Here is a 16,061-nt window from a genome sequence, read left to right as displayed (position 1 = left end):
CCATGGCATATTGGGCTGATGACGAGGGCGGCAGTGCTTGGTGCGGGATCGTGGGGTACCGCATTCGCGAAGGTGTTGGCGGACGCGGGATCGGAGGTCACCATCTGGGCGCGCCGGTCCGAGGTGGCGCAGACGCTCGACAGCGAACACCGCAACCCGGACTACCTGCCCGGAATCCAGCTGCCGCCGGTGCGCGCCACCGACGATTTCCACGTCGCCCTCGACGGCGCCGAACTGATCGTGCTCGCCGTGCCCTCGCAATCGCTGCGCGCCAATCTCGAGGTGTTCGAGCCCGCCATCGGTCCGGGCACCACACTGCTGAGCCTGGCCAAGGGCATCGAGACCGGAACGCTGCTGCGGATGAGTGAGGTGATCTCCGAAGTCACCGGCGCCGAGCCGAGCCGGGTCGCGGTGCTGTCGGGCCCGAACCTGGCCAGGGAGATCGCCGCCGGACAGCCCGCGGCGACCGTGGTGGCATGCAGCGACGCCGATCGTGCGGTCGCGGTCCAGCAGGCCTGCGCCACCGGATACTTCCGGCCCTACACCAACACCGACGTCGTCGGCTGCGAAATCGGCGGGGCCTGCAAGAACGTCATCGCCCTCGCCTGCGGTATCGCCGCGGGGATGGGCTTGGGCGACAACTCCATCGCCAGCCTCATCACCAGGGGCCTGGCCGAGATCATCCGGCTCGGCGTCGCGCTCGGTGCCGAACCGGTCACGCTGGCAGGTTTGGCCGGCGTCGGCGATCTGGTGGCAACCTGCACCTCCCCGCTGTCGCGCAACCGCTCCTTCGGTCATGTCCTGGGTGCGGGCGGATCCATGCAGGCCGCCCAGGAAGCGACTCATGGCCAGGTCGCCGAGGGTGTGAAGTCGTGCACATCGGTGCGGGCGCTGGCCGCCGCGCACGATGTGGAGATGCCGCTGACCAACGCGGTGCACCAGGTCTGTCACGAGGGAATGCCGGTGCCGGAGGCGGTCGGCAAATTGCTGGGCCGACGGATCAAACCGGAGTAGTCCGGCGCGTGTACCCGGCCCCGCAACGGGTACGGTTCCGTGCATGACGAACCGGATCAGGGTGGCTGTGGTGTTCGGCGGGCGCAGTAACGAGCACGCCGTGTCCTGTGTATCGGCCGGCGCTGTGTTGCGCAACCTGGATCCGGAGCGCTACGAGGCCGTCCCGATCGGCATCACGCCGCAAGGCACCTGGATGCTCGGCGGCGCGGACGTCGCCGCGCTCGGCTTCGGTGAACACAGCCTGCCCGCGGTCGACGGCACCGGCACCGAACTGCTGCTGGCCACCGACCCGAGCCGATCCGGCGATCTGATCCCGGTCGGTGACCCCGCCGCAGCTCTCGGCTCGGTCGATGTGGTGTTCCCGGTGCTGCACGGTCCGTTCGGCGAAGACGGCACGGTGCAGGGCATGCTCGAACTGGCAGGCCTGCCGTACGTCGGTCCCGGCGTGCTCGCCAGTGCGGCCGGCATGGATAAGGAATTCACCAAGAAACTGCTGGCCGCCGAAGGCCTGCCGATCGGCGTGCAGGTGGTGCTGCGCGCCCGCGATGTCACCGTGAGTGCGGCCGACCGGCATCGACTGGGACTGCCGGTGTTCGTCAAACCCGCCCGCGGTGGGTCATCCATCGGCATCACCAAGGTCACCGACTGGGCCGAGTTGGATGCGGCCATCGCGGCCGCCCGCGCCCACGATCCGAAGGTGATCGTCGAGGCGGGCATCGTCGGCCGCGAAGTGGAATGCGGTGTGCTGGAATTCCCGGACGGACGCATCGAGGCCAGCGTGATCGCCGAGATCCGGATGCCCGAGGTGGACGCCGCCGCGCCGGAGTTCTACGACTTCGAGACCAAATACCTCGACGACGTCTGCGAATTCGATGTCCCCGCCAAACTCGACGATGCCGTCAGCGACGAGATCCGGGCGCTGGCCGTGCGCGCGTTCCGCGCGCTGGACTGCCAGGGGCTGGCCCGGGTCGATTTCTTCGTCACCGCCGAGGGCCCGGTGATCAACGAGATCAACACCATGCCCGGATTCACCGCGATCTCGATGTACCCGCGGATGTGGGAAGCCACCGGAATCGATTACCGCACCCTGGTATCCACGCTCATCGAAACGGCCCTGGCGCGCGGCACCGGACTGCGCTGAGTACACCGGACCGCGCTGGGCGCGCGTACCCTCGATCCCATGCTGATGGCCATGACCATCCCCGGACTCGCCCTGCTCATCATCGTGGTCGCCTTCGGGGACGTGATGTACCGGAAGATCACCGGTCGAACAGCGCTGCCGTGGATGCGTGGTGACGACGACGGCCGCAGCGCGGGCGCCATCGGACTGGAACAGTTCGACGCGGTCTTCGCCGCCGGACGGCAGCACCAATTCGAACAGCAGCAGATGGTGCTGATGTACCGGGAAGACGCGGGCGAGGGCGCACCCGGCGACGTCGGCGTCGATCTGCGTTCCGGGAAAGCGACGCTGCGCAAGGACTGAGCGGGCGGCTCAGTTGGGCAGCGGACCCGGATCCAGCGGCTGGGCGGGCAGATTCGCCGTGATCGTGTCCGATACTTCCTGCAGCGGGGTCGGTCCCGAACCGCCCGGAATCGTCAGCGCGATGTAGGTGGCGCGGTCCACGGCGAACCAGGTGCTGGCGTCGGCATCCGGATCGGGGATCTCGAACCACTGCACCCCATTCACCATCTGGATGGGGGAGGCGCGGTTGAATTCCAGCGGCCGGTCGAGGCCGCAGCGCAGCACGATCGGCTCGCCGCCGTCGGGCCGCTGCCAGGCGCGGGTGGCCGGAGGAGCGGGTTCGACCAGCGTGGACTTGGTGAACTCACCCAGGTCGGCGGGGAGAGCCGGCAGCAGCGTCGCGCAGGCTTCGCTGTCGGCGGCGGGCGCGGGAACCGGGCCGAGCACCAGCGGTTCGCGTTCGACCGGCATATTGCGGGCCATGATCGCGGCGACCAGCACCGCGATCACCAGAGCTACCGGGAGTGCGACGGCTGTCGCGATGAGCGCGGGCGGGTAGCCGGAGCCGCGTGTTTCGGCGGCAGGCTCGTCGGTGTCGGGCTCGTCGGTGTCGGACTCGGTGGTGTCGGCGGAGCCTTTGTTCGTGCGGGGTTCGGCGGCGGCGGATTCATCGGCCGCGGCGGATTTCTCAGCAGACGCGGTTTCGTCGGCCGCCGTTTCATCCGATGCCATACTCGCGTCCGGTGCGCTCGCCTGTTCGCTCCCGCCGGGCTCGGCAGACGTCGTCGGTTCGCCGGCCTTGTCGGGTGATTCGGCGGAACCGTCGTCCGGCGTGCTCGCCATTCGCGCACCGATCCTTCCTGGTCTCACTGCTGGTTACCGGCTGTGCCATGGTCGGGCGGCCGACGCGGCGCTGCCGGGCGATCCGGACAGCTCGCGATACCGGGCGGTAACCCGATAGCCCGTGCACAGGGTACCGTCGGGGCGAATCCGCCTCGGCGGCGCGCCCGCGTCGACCAGCGTGGATCCGGTCACGGAAAGGATCGACCATCAGCAGCAGTACGCCGCCGCGGACCGTGGCCGAACTCGGCGAGTTCGGCCTGATCGAGCGCATCAACACCGGACGCACCCAGGCGCCCGCGGTACTGCTCGGCCCTGGTGACGATGCCGCACTGCTGGCCGCGCCGCGTGCGCGGTTCGTGGTCACCACCGACATGCTGGTGCAGGATCGCCATTTCCGGCTGGACTGGTCGAGTCCGTACGAGATCGGCCGTAAGGCCATCGCCCAGAACGCTGCCGATGTCGTCGCGATGGGCGCGGTGCCGACCGCGTTCGTCGTCGCGCTCGGCTGTCCGGGTGATACTCCGCTCGCGCTGATCGACGGCCTGGCCGACGGCCTGTGGGACGAAGCGGCGGTCAGCGGCGGTTCCATCGCGGGCGGAGACCTGGTGCGCGATTCGCATCTGGTGATTTCGGTGACGGCGTTCGGCGATCCCATCGGGCCCGAACCGGTGCTGCGCAGTGGGGCGCGCGACGGCGATGTGATCGCGGTGGCCGGGCGGCTCGGTTGGTCGGCCGCGGGATTGGCGGCGTTGCTTGCGGATGCGGGGGAGCGCGACGAGTTCGCCGAAGCGGTTGCCGCACACAGGGTTCCGCGTCCGCCCTACCGTGCCGTGCTCGACGCGATGGCGGCGGGGGTGGCCCCGAACGCGCTCACCGACGTCTCCGACGGACTGCTGGCCGACCTCGGTCATATCGCCGCCGCCTCGCAGGTCGCCATCGACCTGCGTGCGGCCGCGCTCACCGACCCGCACCTCGTCGAGTTGGCCGCCGCATTGGATGCCGATGCGGCCCAATGGATTCTGACCGGCGGTGAGGATCACGCCTTCGCCGCGGCCTGGCCCGCCGGGACCGAACTGCCCGCGGGCTGGACCAGAATCGGCGAGGTCGGTGCTGGTCAGGGCGTCACCATCGACGGTGTGCGGCCGACCGGACGGGGCGGCTGGGAATCGTTCGCCGGGGCGGACTCGGCACAGCGGCCAGGATCGCGATAGGTTGTCCGGTCATGGGCGCGAAACCACTGTCGGAAGTCGTGGATCCGGGTTGGGCGAAGGCACTGGAACCGGTGTCGGATCAGATCTCCGCCATGGGCGATTTCCTGCGCGCGGAGAACGCCGCCGGACGCGGTTACCTGCCCGCGGGTGAGAACGTGCTGCGCGCCTTCCAGCGTCCGTTCGACGCGGTGCGCGTGCTGATCGTCGGCCAAGACCCCTACCCGACACCCGGGCATCCGATGGGATTGAGTTTCTCCGTCGCGCCGGATGTCTCGCCGATTCCGCGCAGCCTGGCCAATATCTTCGCCGAGTACAGCAAAGATCTCGGCCATCCGACACCTTCGTGCGGTGACCTGAGCCCCTGGTCGGATCAGGGAGTCTTGCTGCTGAACCGGGTGCTGACGGTGTCGCCCGGCCAGCCGGCCTCCCATCGCGGCAAGGGGTGGGAGATCGTCACCGAGCAGGCCATCCGTGCGCTCGTCGCGCGGGACGAGCCGCTGGTGGCGATCCTGTGGGGACGCGACGCCCAGACCCTGAAGCCGGCCCTGGCCGAGGCCGAGGTGCCCTATATCGAATCCGCGCACCCGTCGCCGTTGTCGGCGTCGCGCGGCTTCTTCGGTTCCCGGCCGTTCTCGCGGCTGAACGAGCTGCTCGACGAGCTGGGAGCCGAACCGGTGGATTGGCGTCTGCCCTGAACCGGGCGTCGATTGGAAACAAGTGAGGAGCTAGAGACATGCAGACCAGAACCGTCCGTAGCGTCGTACGCGGCACCACCGCCACCCTGGCCGTCGGTGCCGCGCTCGCCGCCGGTGCGGCCAGTGCCGGTGCGGCGCCGCTGGCGCTGGAACCGGCCACCGAGACCAGCACCGCGCAGGTCTCCGAGCAGTACACCTCGTCCGGATCGTCCACCATTTCGGCGACGGTGCACGCCAAGTTCGCTTGCGTGATCTTCACCGGAACGTTGGGCTGCTGAAACCCGTTCCAATATTCCTGGGGGTTCGCGCCGGCGCTTCGAGACGGCTGTGCGATCCTCAGATCGTGAGTAGTGCGAACAATCTCGTCGATCCCGTCCGGCTGCGCTTGCGCGGTTCGGGCGGGATCGAACTCGCTGCCGACCAGTACGGGCCCGCCGACGGCCCGCTCGTGGTGTTCTTGCACGGCGGCGGGCAGACCCGGCACTCGTGGAAGCAGACCGGCGCCAAGCTGGCCGCCACCGGGATGCGGGTGATCACTCTCGACGCGCGTGGGCACGGCGACAGTCAGTGGTCGGCCCAGCGCGATTACCGGCGTGAAACCATGGTCGAGGACCTGATCGAGGTACTCGGCCAACTCGGCGGTCCGGCCGTGGTGGTCGGTGCCAGCATGGGCGGAATCACCGGCTTGCTCGCCACCGCGGTGCCCGGCGGGGACCAGATCAGCGCGCTGGTGCTGGTCGATATCGTCACCCGGCCCGAGCCGGAGGGTGTGCAGCGGGTGCTGGATTTCCTCGGCAAGCATCGCGACGGCTTCGACAGCCTCGACGAGGTGGCCGACGCGGTCGCCGAGTACATGCCGCACCGTCCGCGGCCGGACAACACCGACGGCCTGCGTCGCAATCTGCGTGAGCGCGACGGCCGCTGGTACTGGCATTGGGATCCGGATATGCTCGCCGATCGCGCCGAGGACCCGTCCGAGATCACCGGCCGGATGGAAGAAGTAGCGCGCACGCTCACCATTCCGGTGCTGCTGGTACGCGGATTGCAATCGGATGTGGTCAGCGCCGAAGGGGCCGCGGCCTTCCAGGAGCTCGTGCCGCACGCGCGGATGGTCGAGATCGGCGGAGCAGCGCACACCGCGGCAGGCGACGACAACGATGCCTTCACCGACGCCGTCGCCGAGTTCATCCTCACGTTGAACGACTGAATCTCAGTCCGGCGCATCCGGTTCGGCCAACAGCCGGGTCTGTTCCCGATGGACCTCGAGGGCTGTGCGCAGAAAATCCACGATGACCGTGAGCGCGTCGTCGTCGTAGCGGCTCAGGGCGCGCGCGCCCGCTATGCCGACAGGCCGGAAGATCTCCGCGTCGACCGCATGGGCGGCGTCGGTCGCGGTGACCAGCACCCGCCTGCGGTTGCCCGGGTCCTGTGCGCGGGTGGCGAATCCGGCGCGGACCAGTCGATCGATGACCGTTGTCGTCGCGGCGGGGCTGAGTCGTAAGGCACTGCTCAGCTCTCCTGCCGCGATGGGCCCGCGTTCGAGGACCAGGTCCAGGCACCGCAAATCTGTGCGATTGAGACCAAGGCGTGCGGCAACCGCCTCGTCGAAGGTGTCGAAGCTCTGCTGGAGCAACCGCAAGTGATGGCCGATCGCGCCGATCAGCTCTTCTTTCGACATTCGAAGCTTTCTGTTATCGTACGTTTCGAACATCGAAACGATAGCGGGGATGCACCGCCATGACCGACAGCCTCACCCGCACCGCCGACGACACCGCGATCCTGGCGCTGTTCGACGACTTCAAACAGGCCTGGACCGACAACGACGCCGTCGCGTTCGGCGCGCTGTTCACCGAGGATTCCGACTACGTCGCCTATGACGGCACCCGGGCCCGCGGCCGCGCCGAGCACCAGCACAACCACGACAAACTCTTCCGGGGAGTGCTGGCCGGGTCCGCCCTGGTCGGCGAGGTGGAATCGATTCGCTACGTCACCGAGGACGTGGCGATCCTGCACGGCACCGGCTCGGTGCTGATGCCGTGGCGGTCCCGGTTGCCCGAGCGCAGGCTCTCCCGGCAGACGGTGGTCCTGGTGCGCACGTCTGAAGGCTGGCGGATCACCGCCATTCACAACGGGCGGGTGCGTCCGGTGACCGTGCCGCAACCGGACGCGCTCCCCTCGAAGATGTCCCAGCTGATGGGGCGCTGGGCCCGGCGGCTCGGAATCGGTCGCGCTCAGGCGAGCCCGCGGTAGTCCGGTGCGCGTTTGCCGACGAAGGCGTCGACGCCTTCGCGTCCGGCGGGGGTGCCCGCTGCGGCCGCGATGGCGTCGCGCTCGTCGTCGAGCTGCTGACTCAACGTGGCCGTGGTCGAGCGGTTGAGCAGGGTCTTGATGCTCGCGTAGGTGCTGCGTGGGCCGTTGGCCAGCGAGGTCGCCAGGGCCAGCGCTTCATCGCGGACGGATTCGTCGGCGACCAGGCGGCTGAGGATGCCGAGGCGCACGGCTTCCTCGGCGTCCAGGATCGCGTCGGTGAGCAGGATCTCGCGGGCGCGGCCGCTGCCGACGATGCGGGGCAGCGTCCACGACATGCCGCCGTCGGGGCTCAGGCCGACGCCGGGGTAGGCGGGCCGCAATTTGGTGGATGGCCCGCCGAGGGCGATATCGGTGGCGCACACCAGGCTCATGCCGGCGCCGGCCGCCCAGCCCTGCACTCCGGCCACCACCGGGATGGTGGTCGCGTCCAGGGCGCGCACGAATTCGTGCAGGCGGTCGGCGAGATCGTAGAGGTGGGCCGAGCGGTCCTCGGCGGCGGCGAAACCACGGACGTTGCCGCCCGCGCAGAAGTTGGCGCCGGTGCCCGTCAGCAGGACGGCCCCCACCTGGGGGTCGAGCTCGTTCAGAGCCGCGGTGCCCGCGGCGATACCGGTGAAATCCAATGAGGTGCCGTTGGCGGCGGTAGCGATGGTGATCTGCAGGACGCCGTCGACGGTGCTCACGTACTCGGCTTGTTCGGTGGTGGCCATGGCCACGACCCTATCGCGCCCTCCGGACGCACCATTCGCTGCTCGGTGACGGTGGCGAAATACTCGGTACGGGTGGCGCCGTCGGGGGTGAAGCCGTATTTACGGTAGAAGGCGATGGCGCGTGGGTTCTGTGCGAACACCCACAGCGAGCAGGGGATCTCCGGGTTCAGCGTGGTCTGCACCAGATCGTCGGCGACGCCGGATCCGTACCACGGTGAGCGCACGTAGAGGGCGTTCAGCTCGAGTGGCGTCACGATCGGGCGGTACACGGCGGGGCCGAGGGTGATGAAGCCGATCACGGTGTCGTCGGCGAGGGCGACCGTGGTGCGGCCGGGGTGTTCGCCCAGCCGCCGTGTCCAGGCCTCGGTGCGTTGATCGATGTCGAATGCGTCGAGCACATGGTTCGGGACCAGGCCGCGGTAGGCCTCGCGCCAGCACACGATGTGGCAGTCGGCCAGGCCGCGGGCATGTTCGGCGGCCGCGGGCACGATGCGGTAGGGGCGCGGGTCGGTCATGACCCCATTCTGTCGCGGATCCGGCCGAGTCCGGACATGACCGCGCCCCGGATCACCGAAGGGTGCCGGGGCGCGGTGCTGTACTTATAGGTGGTGCGTCGGGCGGATCAGCCGCGAACGACCTTGCCTGCCTTCAGGCAGGAGGTGCACACGTTCATCCGGCGGGTGTTGCCCGGCGCGACCTGCGCACGCACGGTCTGGATGTTCGGGTTCCAGCGACGGTTGGTGCGCCGGTGCGAGTGCGAGACCGACTTCCCGAAGCCGGGGCCCTTGGCGCAGACGTCGCAGACGGCAGCCATAGTCGCGAACTCCTTCATGTCATAGGGGGACCGCTGCATCACAACACAGCATGTCCGGAAACAATGTCGTAGTGCCCTGCCGGAACGAACCGGCGAGCGCAAGCCGAAGCGGCCGCGCGAGGCAACCCTGCAAGATTAACCGCCCGCCCCGCGATCCACCAAACCGGCCGCCGTCGCCGCACGGATCGAGTGCTGTGCGCCACACCGGAGCGTGCTCGCCGGCAGCCACGGTGCTGTCGGCCGATCCGGCTAATCTGGCCAGCAGTGGTGGCGTCGAGTGGCGAGAGGAGCAGCGGTGCCGGAATCGTGGGAGGCGAGCGGCGGCTATGCGGCCCTGCGACCGGAGGCGCTCAACGGCACGGCTCTGATGCGCTGGGGCAGGCTGTGCCTGGACGAGCTGACCAACCGGCGCGAGGAGATCAACGCCCTCAATGTCTTCCCGGTCGCCGACGCCGACACCGGTACCAATCTGCTGGCCACCATGCGCGCGGCCGTCTCGTGCGCCGAAGTGGCGGTGTTGTCCGCGCACGGCGGCGCCTTTCCCGGGGGGCACGGTCAACCGCACGCGTGCAGCCGCGATCGGGAACCGGTGGCCGGCGTGCCCGCTGCCAAGAGTCTGTGGCGCGACGTGGTCGACGCCGTGCGGGCGAAGGCGGGCGCCGGGGGATCGGACGGCGCCCCGAACGGCACCGCGCCGGTCGCCGGACAGCTGCACGCGCCGGTCGGGGGTAGATCCGGCGTCCTCGAGCCCGACGGCGGCGTTCCGACCGCGCTGGTCGCGGCCGCGATGGCGCGCGGTGCGACGTCGGGCGCCCGCGGCAACTCCGGGATCATTCTGTCGCAGGTCCTGCGTGGGATAGCGGAGGCGACGCGCAGCGCTCCGCTGGACGGCGACACCGCGCGCACGGCCCTGCGCCGGGCGGCGGTGCTGGTGCGGGAGGCGCTGAGCGTCCCGGTGGAGGGCACCATTCTGACCGTGCTCGAGCGGGCGGCGGGTGCGGCAGCCGACTGCCCCGGCGACGAGCTGGCCGAGATCGTGTCCGCCGCCGCCGACGGGGCCGCCGAGGCGCTCGGTGAGACCACCGCACAGCTGACCGTGCTGCAATCGGCGGGCGTGGTCGACGCGGGCGCTCGTGGGCTGGTGGCGTTGCTGGACAGCCTGGTCGAGGTGGTGACCGGCACCCGCCCCGAGCGGCCGGTGTACCGGCCCGCCGCGGAATCGCCCGATCGACGAGCGGAAGCGGCGCCGACGCCACCGGCTCGCTACGAGGTGATGTACCGGCTGGACGACTCGGACCCGGACCGGATCTCGGCGCTGCGATACCGGCTGACCGAGCTGGGGGATTCGGTGGTGGTGGTCGGCGACGGTGCGGATAGTTGGTCGGCCCATGTGCATTGCGTCGACGCCGGTGCCGCCATCGAGGCCGGGATCGCGGCGGGAACGCTCAGCGGGGTGCGGGTGGAGTCGTTCGCGATCGCCGGCGAGTGCGGTGACCTTTGCGCACCCGGATGCGCGGAGCACGGTGCGCCCGAGGTTGGTGAGCTCGACGGCCGATTCAGCGGCGCGGCGTTACACGGCGCGCGCTCCGCGCCGGAGTCGGCTCGCGAGGAACCCGACATCATTGCCCGCCAAGGCGATTCGGTGCGCTCAGACAACGCGCCCGAGTCCGTGGGTGACGTCGGCCCTGCCGCCCGCGCCATCGTCGCGGTCGCGGCAGGTCATGGCGCGATGACGCTGTTTCGCGACGCGGGTGCCGAAGTGGTTCCCGGTGAACCGGCCGTCACCACGGCCGCGTTGCTCGCCGCGATCCGGCGGCTGCCGCACCGCGAGGTGCTGGTGCTGCCCAACGGCGCACTGCCCGCCCAGGAATTGGTCGCGGTCGGTGTGGCCGCCCGCGACGACCACCGTGACGTGCTACTGCTGCCCAGCGGGTCCATGGTGCAGGGGTTGGCCGCGCTGGCCGTGCACGACGCCGGCCGGATCGCCGTCGACGACGCGTTCGCCATGTCCGAGGCCGCTGCGGCGACCCGATGGGGCTCGCTGCGTGCGGCCACCGAACGCGCGCTGACCATGGTCGGCACCTGCGAACCCGGTGACGGCCTCGGCCTGGTCGGCCATGACGTCATCGTCATCGACCGTGACGTGCGCGCCGCCGGGCAGACGCTGCTCGACCGGATGCTCGGCCTCGGTGGGGAACTGGTCACCCTGCTGGTGGGCGCGGCGGCGCCGGAGGGGCTGGCACAAGAGCTGTCCGACCATGTCGCGGCAGGTTTTCCGGGGGTGGAGATCATGGTGTATTCCGGGGGTCAGCATGCCGATCTGATCCAGATCGGAGTCGAATGACGGTGCACGGCATGAAGCAGGCGACGACGGCGGCGGGAACGAGGTCATGGCAACACTGAGCGATCGGCTCGACCATCTACTCGGCGTGAAAGCGGCGGCGTCGCTGGCCGACGCGTTCGATATGCACACCGTCGAGGATCTACTGCGGCATTATCCGCTGCGCTACGCCACCCAGGGCCAGCCGCTGACCGAGGAGGAGCCGGAGGACGGCTCGCATATCACGGTCATCGGCCGGGTCACCAAGGCCGAGCTCAAGCCGATGCGCCAGCGCCGCGGGTCCTTGCTCAAGGTGGTGCTCGATACCGGCACCGGCAAGGGCGTCGATGTCACCTTCTTCAACGGTGACAAGGTGAAATACGTGGTCCGCGAGGGCGTGCGGGCGATGATGTCGGGCACGGTGAACTACTGGCGGCCCGGGCAGTGGAATCTGAGCCACCCTGGTTACCTGATCCTGCCCGAGAGCGCCGACGACGAAACCCCGACGCTCACCACCGTGCGCGGCGGCGGCGATCTGCGCGGCATCGCCCAGAGCGCCAAAGACGCGGGCGGGGTGGACATGTCGTTCTTCGAGCGCGAATTCATCCCCGTCTACCCGGCCACCGCCAAGGTGCAGAGCTGGGAGATCCTGGCGTGTGTGCGGCAGGTGCTCGATCAGCTCGACCCGATCGACGATCCACTCCCGCAGCACATCCGGGACGAGCACCGGCTGATGGCGGTCTCGGACGCGTTGCGCCTGATTCACCTGCCCGACCACAAGCTCGACATCGAGCAGGCGAAGCAGCGGCTGCGCTTCGACGAGGCGCTGGCGTTGCAGCTGGTGCTCGCCGAACGCAGGCACGAGGTATCCGCGCGGACCGCGAAGCCGTGCCCGCCGCGCACCGACGGCATCGCGGCGGCGTTCGACCAGCGGCTGCCGTTCGAACTCACCGCGGGGCAGCGGCAGGTGATCGAGGAAATCTCCGCCGACCTCTCCCGCGAGCAGCCGATGCATCGGCTGCTGCAAGGTGAGGTCGGCTCGGGTAAGACCATCGTCGCGCTGCACGCGATGCTGCAGGTGATCGACTCCGGGCAGCAATGCGCGCTGCTCGCGCCCACCGAAGTGCTGGCCGCGCAACACTACCGGTCGCTGCTCGGCATGCTCGGCGAGCTCGGCACGGCGGGAGAACTCGGCGCCGCCGACAACGCCACCCGGGTGACATTGGTGACCGGGTCGATGTCCGCCGGTGCCAAACGCGCTGCCCTGCTGGCGGCGGTCACCGGTGAGGCGGGCATCGTGATCGGCACGCACGCCCTGATCCAGGACGCGGTGGAGTTCTTCGATCTGGGCATGGTCGTCGTCGACGAACAGCACCGCTTCGGTGTGGAACAGCGAGACGCCTTGCGCGCCAAGGCGAAAGCCGGTTCCGCTCCGCATCTGCTGGTGATGACCGCTACCCCTATTCCACGCACCATCGCGATGACCACGCTCGGCGATCTGGAGACCTCCACCCTGACCGAACTACCGCGTGGCCGCTCGCCGATCACCTCGAAGGTCGTTCCGCGCCGGGTGCACCCGAACTGGGTCGACCGGGCCTGGGAGCGGATCGCCGAGGAGGTCCGCGAGGGTCGACAGGCGTATGTGGTGTGCTCGCGGATCGGCGACGACGAGGACGGCAACGGCAGCGGTACATCGCGCAACGGAAAATCGAAGGGCGAAGGCACCGAGGGGCCGACCACGCAGGCGGTGCTCGACGTCTTCGATCAGCTGCGTACCGGTCCGCTGGCCGAGCTGCGGGTCGGGTTGCTGCACGGCCGTCTGCCTGCCGATGACAAAGACCAGGTGATGCGGGAATTCAACGAGGGCAGCATCGATGTGCTGGTCTGCACGACCGTCGTCGAGGTCGGCGTGGACGTGCCCAACGCCACGGTGATGGTGATCATCGACGCCGACCGGTTCGGCGTCAGTCAGCTGCATCAGTTGCGCGGCCGGATCGGCCGTGGCAAGCATCCGGGGCTGTGCCTGCTGGTCACCGATGCCGCGCCGGGTGGTCCGGCGATGACCCGGCTGGAGGCGGTGGCCGCCACCACCGATGGTTTCGAGCTGGCGGTCCTCGACCTGCGCCAGCGCCGCGAAGGCGATGTGCTCGGCTCGGCGCAGTCGGGCACCGCGCGGTCACTGCGGCTGCTGTCGCTACTCGACGACCTCGAAGTGATCACCGCGGCACAGCAACTCGCGCGGGAGCTGGTCGAGCAGGATCCCGGTTTGACCGAGCACCCCGGTCTGGCGGCGATGATGCATGCCGCTGTCGACTCCGAGCGTCTGGAGTACCTGGCCAAGTCCTGATTCGGGTCAGGCCCGCACCCGCGGGTACGGCAGATCCGCCGACACCTCCTCGGTGACCGCCAGCGGACTGCCGATCTGCGGAAACGCCCGCTGCGGGCAGGCGGGCCGATCGCAGACTTTGCATCCGGCGCCGATCGGCACCGCGTTGGCGGGGTCGTCTAGTTGGATGCCCTTGGAATACACCAGCCGGTCGGCGTATTCGATATCGCAGCCGAGGCCGATGGCGAAGTTCTTGGCCATGGTTCCGAACCCCTGCGGTGCCATCATCGCGGTGCGCGCGATCCAGAAATAGCGCCGCCCGTCGGGCATCTCGGAGACCTGGGTGAGGATGCGGCCGGGGTGGGCGAAGGCCTCGTGCACCACCCACAGCGGGCAGCTGCCGCCGACGCGGGAGAAGTGGAAGGCGGTGGCCGACTGGCGTTTCGAGATATTGCCGGCCCGGTCGGTGCGCACGAAGAAGAACGGCACACCGCGCTGGCCCTGGCGTTGCAGGGTGCTCAGCCGATGGCAGATGGTTTCGAAGCCGACCTCGAAACGCAGGCCGAGCAGGTCGATGTCGTAGCGCAGCTCCTCGGCCGATCGTAGGAAGCGCCCGTACGGCAGGACCAGCGCCCCGGCGAAATAGCTGGCCAGCCCGATGCGTGCCAGCGTGCGCGATTCGCCGGCCAGCGACGGCGCCTCGCTGAGCACCGCGTCGAGTTCGTTGCCGTAGAGCAGGAAGGCCAGGGTGGTGGCGATCTGGAAGGCGCGCTGCCCTGGTCGCAGCCGCCTGGCCAGGGTGAGGGTGCGGCTGTCGGGGTCGTAACGGCGTTTCGGGACCGAGGAATCGGCGCCGTCGCCGCGTACCAGCACCGTCACACCGGCCCGCTCCTCGGCCACCCTGGCCAGTTGCCGGTCCAGCGACCCGATCGACAGTCCGCACTCGTCGAACAGTCGTTCCGCGGCCAGATCCAGCCGGCCGATGTGGTTGTGATGGTCGTAGAAGAAGTCGCGCACGTCCTCGTACGGTGCGGGCACACCGGCCGTGCCCGCGGGCGCCGCGACCCGCGCCGAGAACAGGTCGAGTTGATCGGTGGCGGTGCGTAGCCGGCGGTGCATGGCCACCACCAGGCGCGCGATCTCGGGCTGGCGGGTGGCCAGCTCCTCGATCTCGGTCAGTGGCGCGCTCTCGCCGCCGGCCGCGTCGACGAGCACCTCGTGCAGGTCCGATACCAGCCTGGCGTCGGAATCGGCGGCGAAGAACTGCACATCCAGATCGAAGGTGGAGTTCAACTTGAGCAGCACCGGGATGGTGAGGGGGCGTTGGTCGCGCTCGAGCTGATTGAGGTAGCTGGGCGAGAGGTCCAGCGCCTTCGCGAGCGCGGCCTGGGTCATCCGGCGCTCCTCGCGCAGCCGTCGCAGCCGCGCACCCGCGTACATCTTCCGCACGGCGAGCGATCGTACCCCGCGTTCTTCGCAAACATCGCAAAAACGCCGGTTGTTGCCCACAAAAATCCAAGCGTGCAAGGTGTTTTGCCCGGCGTGCGTGCTGCGTAGCGTGCGAAGTATCGGTAGAGAACGCCCATAGTGCGGAGGACGCATGAAGACCAACATCGTACGTGCTCGCGGATCCGCGGAAGACTTCCCGCAGGCCGAACATCTGGCCACCAAGATCGCCGAAGTCGCCACCGATCCGGTCGAGGTGCCCGGCGAGGTGCGGGAGATGATCGTCAACCGGATCATCGACAATGCCGCGGTGGCGGCGGCCGCACTGGTGCGCAGGCCGGTGGCCTCGGCCCGGGCCCAGGCGCTTGCGGCGGGCTATCGGCCACGTGCGGGACGTGCGGGGGCCACGGTGTTCGGGTTGCCGTCGGATCGGACGGTGTCGCCGGAGTGGGCAGCCTGGGCCAATGGCGTCGCGGTGCGCGAACTCGATTTCCACGACACCTTCCTGGCCGCCGAATACTCCCATCCGGGCGACAACATCCCGCCCATCCTGGCCGTCGCCCAGCACACCCGCCGCAGCGGCGCCGATCTGATCCGCGGGCTGGCCACCGGATACGAGATCCAGATGGATCTGGTGCGCGGTATCTGCCTGCACGAGCACAAGATCGACCACGTCGCCCACCTCGGCCCCTCCGTCGCAGCCGGTCTCGGCACCCTGCTCGGCCTGGATGCCGAGACCATCTATCAGGCCGTCGGCCAGGCGCTGCACACCACCACCGCCACCAGACAGTCACGCAAGGGCGAGATCTCCAGCTGGAAGGCCTACGCACCGGCCTTCGCCGGGAAGATGGGCATCGAGGCCGTCGATCGCGCGATGCGCGGGGAAGGTGCGCCGTCACCGATCTGGGAG

The 16,061-nt window shown here is 69.3% G+C and carries 17 protein-coding genes; 11 read left to right on the top strand and 6 right to left on the bottom strand.

Translation table 11 applies throughout. From position 1 onward, the window contains the following. Nucleotides 1-18 precede the first annotated feature (18 nt). The 3 genes from RJ05_RS17140 to RJ05_RS17130 are packed head-to-tail and all read left to right on the top strand — an operon-like array spanning nt 19 to nt 2,497. Complete coding sequence (locus tag RJ05_RS17140) at nt 19-1,014, top strand: NAD(P)H-dependent glycerol-3-phosphate dehydrogenase (RefSeq protein ID WP_036538449.1); 996 nt, start codon at nt 19-21, stop codon at nt 1,012-1,014. Between the two features lie 43 nt (nt 1,015-1,057). Next, the gene (locus RJ05_RS17135) at nt 1,058-2,155 is read left to right on the top strand and encodes a D-alanine--D-alanine ligase family protein (protein ID WP_036538448.1); all 1,098 of its coding nucleotides are present in this window, start codon (nt 1,058-1,060) and stop codon (nt 2,153-2,155) included. Nucleotides 2,156-2,194: 39 nt separating this feature from the next. Then, nucleotides 2,195-2,497: a DUF6191 domain-containing protein gene (locus RJ05_RS17130; RefSeq protein ID WP_036538447.1), complete on the top strand. Its 303-nt coding sequence runs from the start codon at nt 2,195-2,197 to the stop codon at nt 2,495-2,497. A 9-nt stretch (nt 2,498-2,506) separates the two neighbouring features. Here the strand turns inward: RJ05_RS17130 and RJ05_RS17125 are convergent, their stop codons facing one another. Further along, nucleotides 2,507-3,208 (bottom strand): DUF3515 domain-containing protein, encoded by a 702-nt coding sequence (locus tag RJ05_RS17125; protein WP_036538472.1) that lies wholly within the window; start codon nt 3,206-3,208, stop codon nt 2,507-2,509. Between the two features lie 317 nt (nt 3,209-3,525). Here RJ05_RS17125 and RJ05_RS17120 point away from each other — a divergent pair, with 317 nt between their 5' ends. The 4 genes from RJ05_RS17120 to RJ05_RS17105 all read left to right on the top strand — a co-directional run bounded on the left by RJ05_RS17120 (nt 3,526) and on the right by RJ05_RS17105 (nt 6,432). Next, nucleotides 3,526-4,530: a thiamine-phosphate kinase gene (locus RJ05_RS17120; RefSeq protein WP_036538446.1), complete on the top strand. Its 1,005-nt coding sequence runs from the start codon at nt 3,526-3,528 to the stop codon at nt 4,528-4,530. Nucleotides 4,531-4,541: 11 nt separating this feature from the next. Then, on the top strand, nt 4,542-5,225 hold the full coding sequence (locus tag RJ05_RS17115) for a uracil-DNA glycosylase (protein ID WP_036538445.1): 684 nt from the start codon (nt 4,542-4,544) through the stop codon (nt 5,223-5,225). A gap of 38 nt (nt 5,226-5,263) precedes the next feature. Then, nucleotides 5,264-5,503, top strand: a complete 240-nt coding sequence (locus RJ05_RS17110) for a hypothetical protein (protein ID WP_036538444.1) — start codon at nt 5,264-5,266, stop codon at nt 5,501-5,503. A 65-nt stretch (nt 5,504-5,568) separates the two neighbouring features. Continuing rightward, on the top strand, nt 5,569-6,432 hold the full coding sequence (locus RJ05_RS17105) for an alpha/beta fold hydrolase (RefSeq protein ID WP_036538442.1): 864 nt from the start codon (nt 5,569-5,571) through the stop codon (nt 6,430-6,432). 3 nt (nt 6,433-6,435) lie between these two features. On the opposite strand, the gene RJ05_RS17100 is transcribed toward RJ05_RS17105, so the two are convergent. After that, nucleotides 6,436-6,903: a MarR family winged helix-turn-helix transcriptional regulator gene (locus RJ05_RS17100; RefSeq protein WP_036538441.1), complete on the bottom strand. Its 468-nt coding sequence runs from the start codon at nt 6,901-6,903 to the stop codon at nt 6,436-6,438. A gap of 59 nt (nt 6,904-6,962) precedes the next feature. On the opposite strand from RJ05_RS17100, the gene RJ05_RS17095 reads away from it, so the two are divergent. Continuing rightward, a complete protein-coding gene (locus RJ05_RS17095) occupies nt 6,963-7,475 on the top strand; it encodes an SgcJ/EcaC family oxidoreductase (RefSeq protein ID WP_081597381.1) in 513 nt (170 codons plus the stop codon). Here the strand turns inward: RJ05_RS17095 and RJ05_RS17090 are convergent. From RJ05_RS17090 to rpmB, 3 genes are all read right to left on the bottom strand, one after another. Continuing rightward, the gene (locus RJ05_RS17090; RefSeq protein WP_036538470.1) at nt 7,457-8,245 is read right to left on the bottom strand and encodes an enoyl-CoA hydratase/isomerase family protein; all 789 of its coding nucleotides are present in this window, start codon (nt 8,243-8,245) and stop codon (nt 7,457-7,459) included. The two genes, RJ05_RS17095 and RJ05_RS17090, sit on opposite strands and share 19 nt — an antisense overlap. Beyond that, on the bottom strand, nt 8,215-8,760 hold the full coding sequence (locus RJ05_RS17085) for a GNAT family N-acetyltransferase (protein WP_036538439.1): 546 nt from the start codon (nt 8,758-8,760) through the stop codon (nt 8,215-8,217). Before RJ05_RS17085 ends, RJ05_RS17090 begins: the two co-directional genes overlap by 31 nt. 107 nt (nt 8,761-8,867) lie before the next feature. Next, the gene (gene rpmB / locus RJ05_RS30025; RefSeq protein ID WP_011210730.1) at nt 8,868-9,059 is read right to left on the bottom strand and encodes a 50S ribosomal protein L28; all 192 of its coding nucleotides are present in this window, start codon (nt 9,057-9,059) and stop codon (nt 8,868-8,870) included. A 367-nt stretch (nt 9,060-9,426) separates the two neighbouring features. Here rpmB and RJ05_RS17075 point away from each other — a divergent pair, with 367 nt between their 5' ends. After that, nucleotides 9,427-11,403 carry a DAK2 domain-containing protein gene (locus RJ05_RS17075; protein WP_081597383.1) on the top strand — a complete coding sequence of 659 codons (1,977 nt, stop codon included), beginning with the start codon at nt 9,427-9,429 and terminating at the stop codon, nt 11,401-11,403. A 46-nt stretch (nt 11,404-11,449) separates the two neighbouring features. Continuing rightward, nucleotides 11,450-13,726, top strand: a complete 2,277-nt coding sequence (recG, locus tag RJ05_RS17070; RefSeq protein WP_036538436.1) for an ATP-dependent DNA helicase RecG — start codon at nt 11,450-11,452, stop codon at nt 13,724-13,726. 6 nt (nt 13,727-13,732) lie between these two features. Here recG and RJ05_RS17065 read toward each other — a convergent pair whose 3' ends face one another. Next, on the bottom strand, nt 13,733-15,154 hold the full coding sequence (locus RJ05_RS17065) for a short-chain fatty acyl-CoA regulator family protein (RefSeq protein ID WP_036538435.1): 1,422 nt from the start codon (nt 15,152-15,154) through the stop codon (nt 13,733-13,735). Nucleotides 15,155-15,305: 151 nt separating this feature from the next. On the opposite strand from RJ05_RS17065, the gene RJ05_RS17060 reads away from it, so the two are divergent. Continuing rightward, nucleotides 15,306-16,061, top strand: a 756-nt coding sequence (locus RJ05_RS17060; RefSeq protein WP_036538433.1) for an MmgE/PrpD family protein, incomplete at its 3' end; no start/stop codon positions are given.

The sequence above is a fragment of the Nocardia cyriacigeorgica NBRC 100375 genome, from assembly GCF_000308555.1.
GTDB lineage: Bacteria > Actinomycetota > Actinomycetes > Mycobacteriales > Mycobacteriaceae > Nocardia > Nocardia cyriacigeorgica.
The sequence above is the reverse complement of the archived record's forward strand: the minus strand, read 5'-3'. Positions and strand labels throughout refer to the sequence as shown.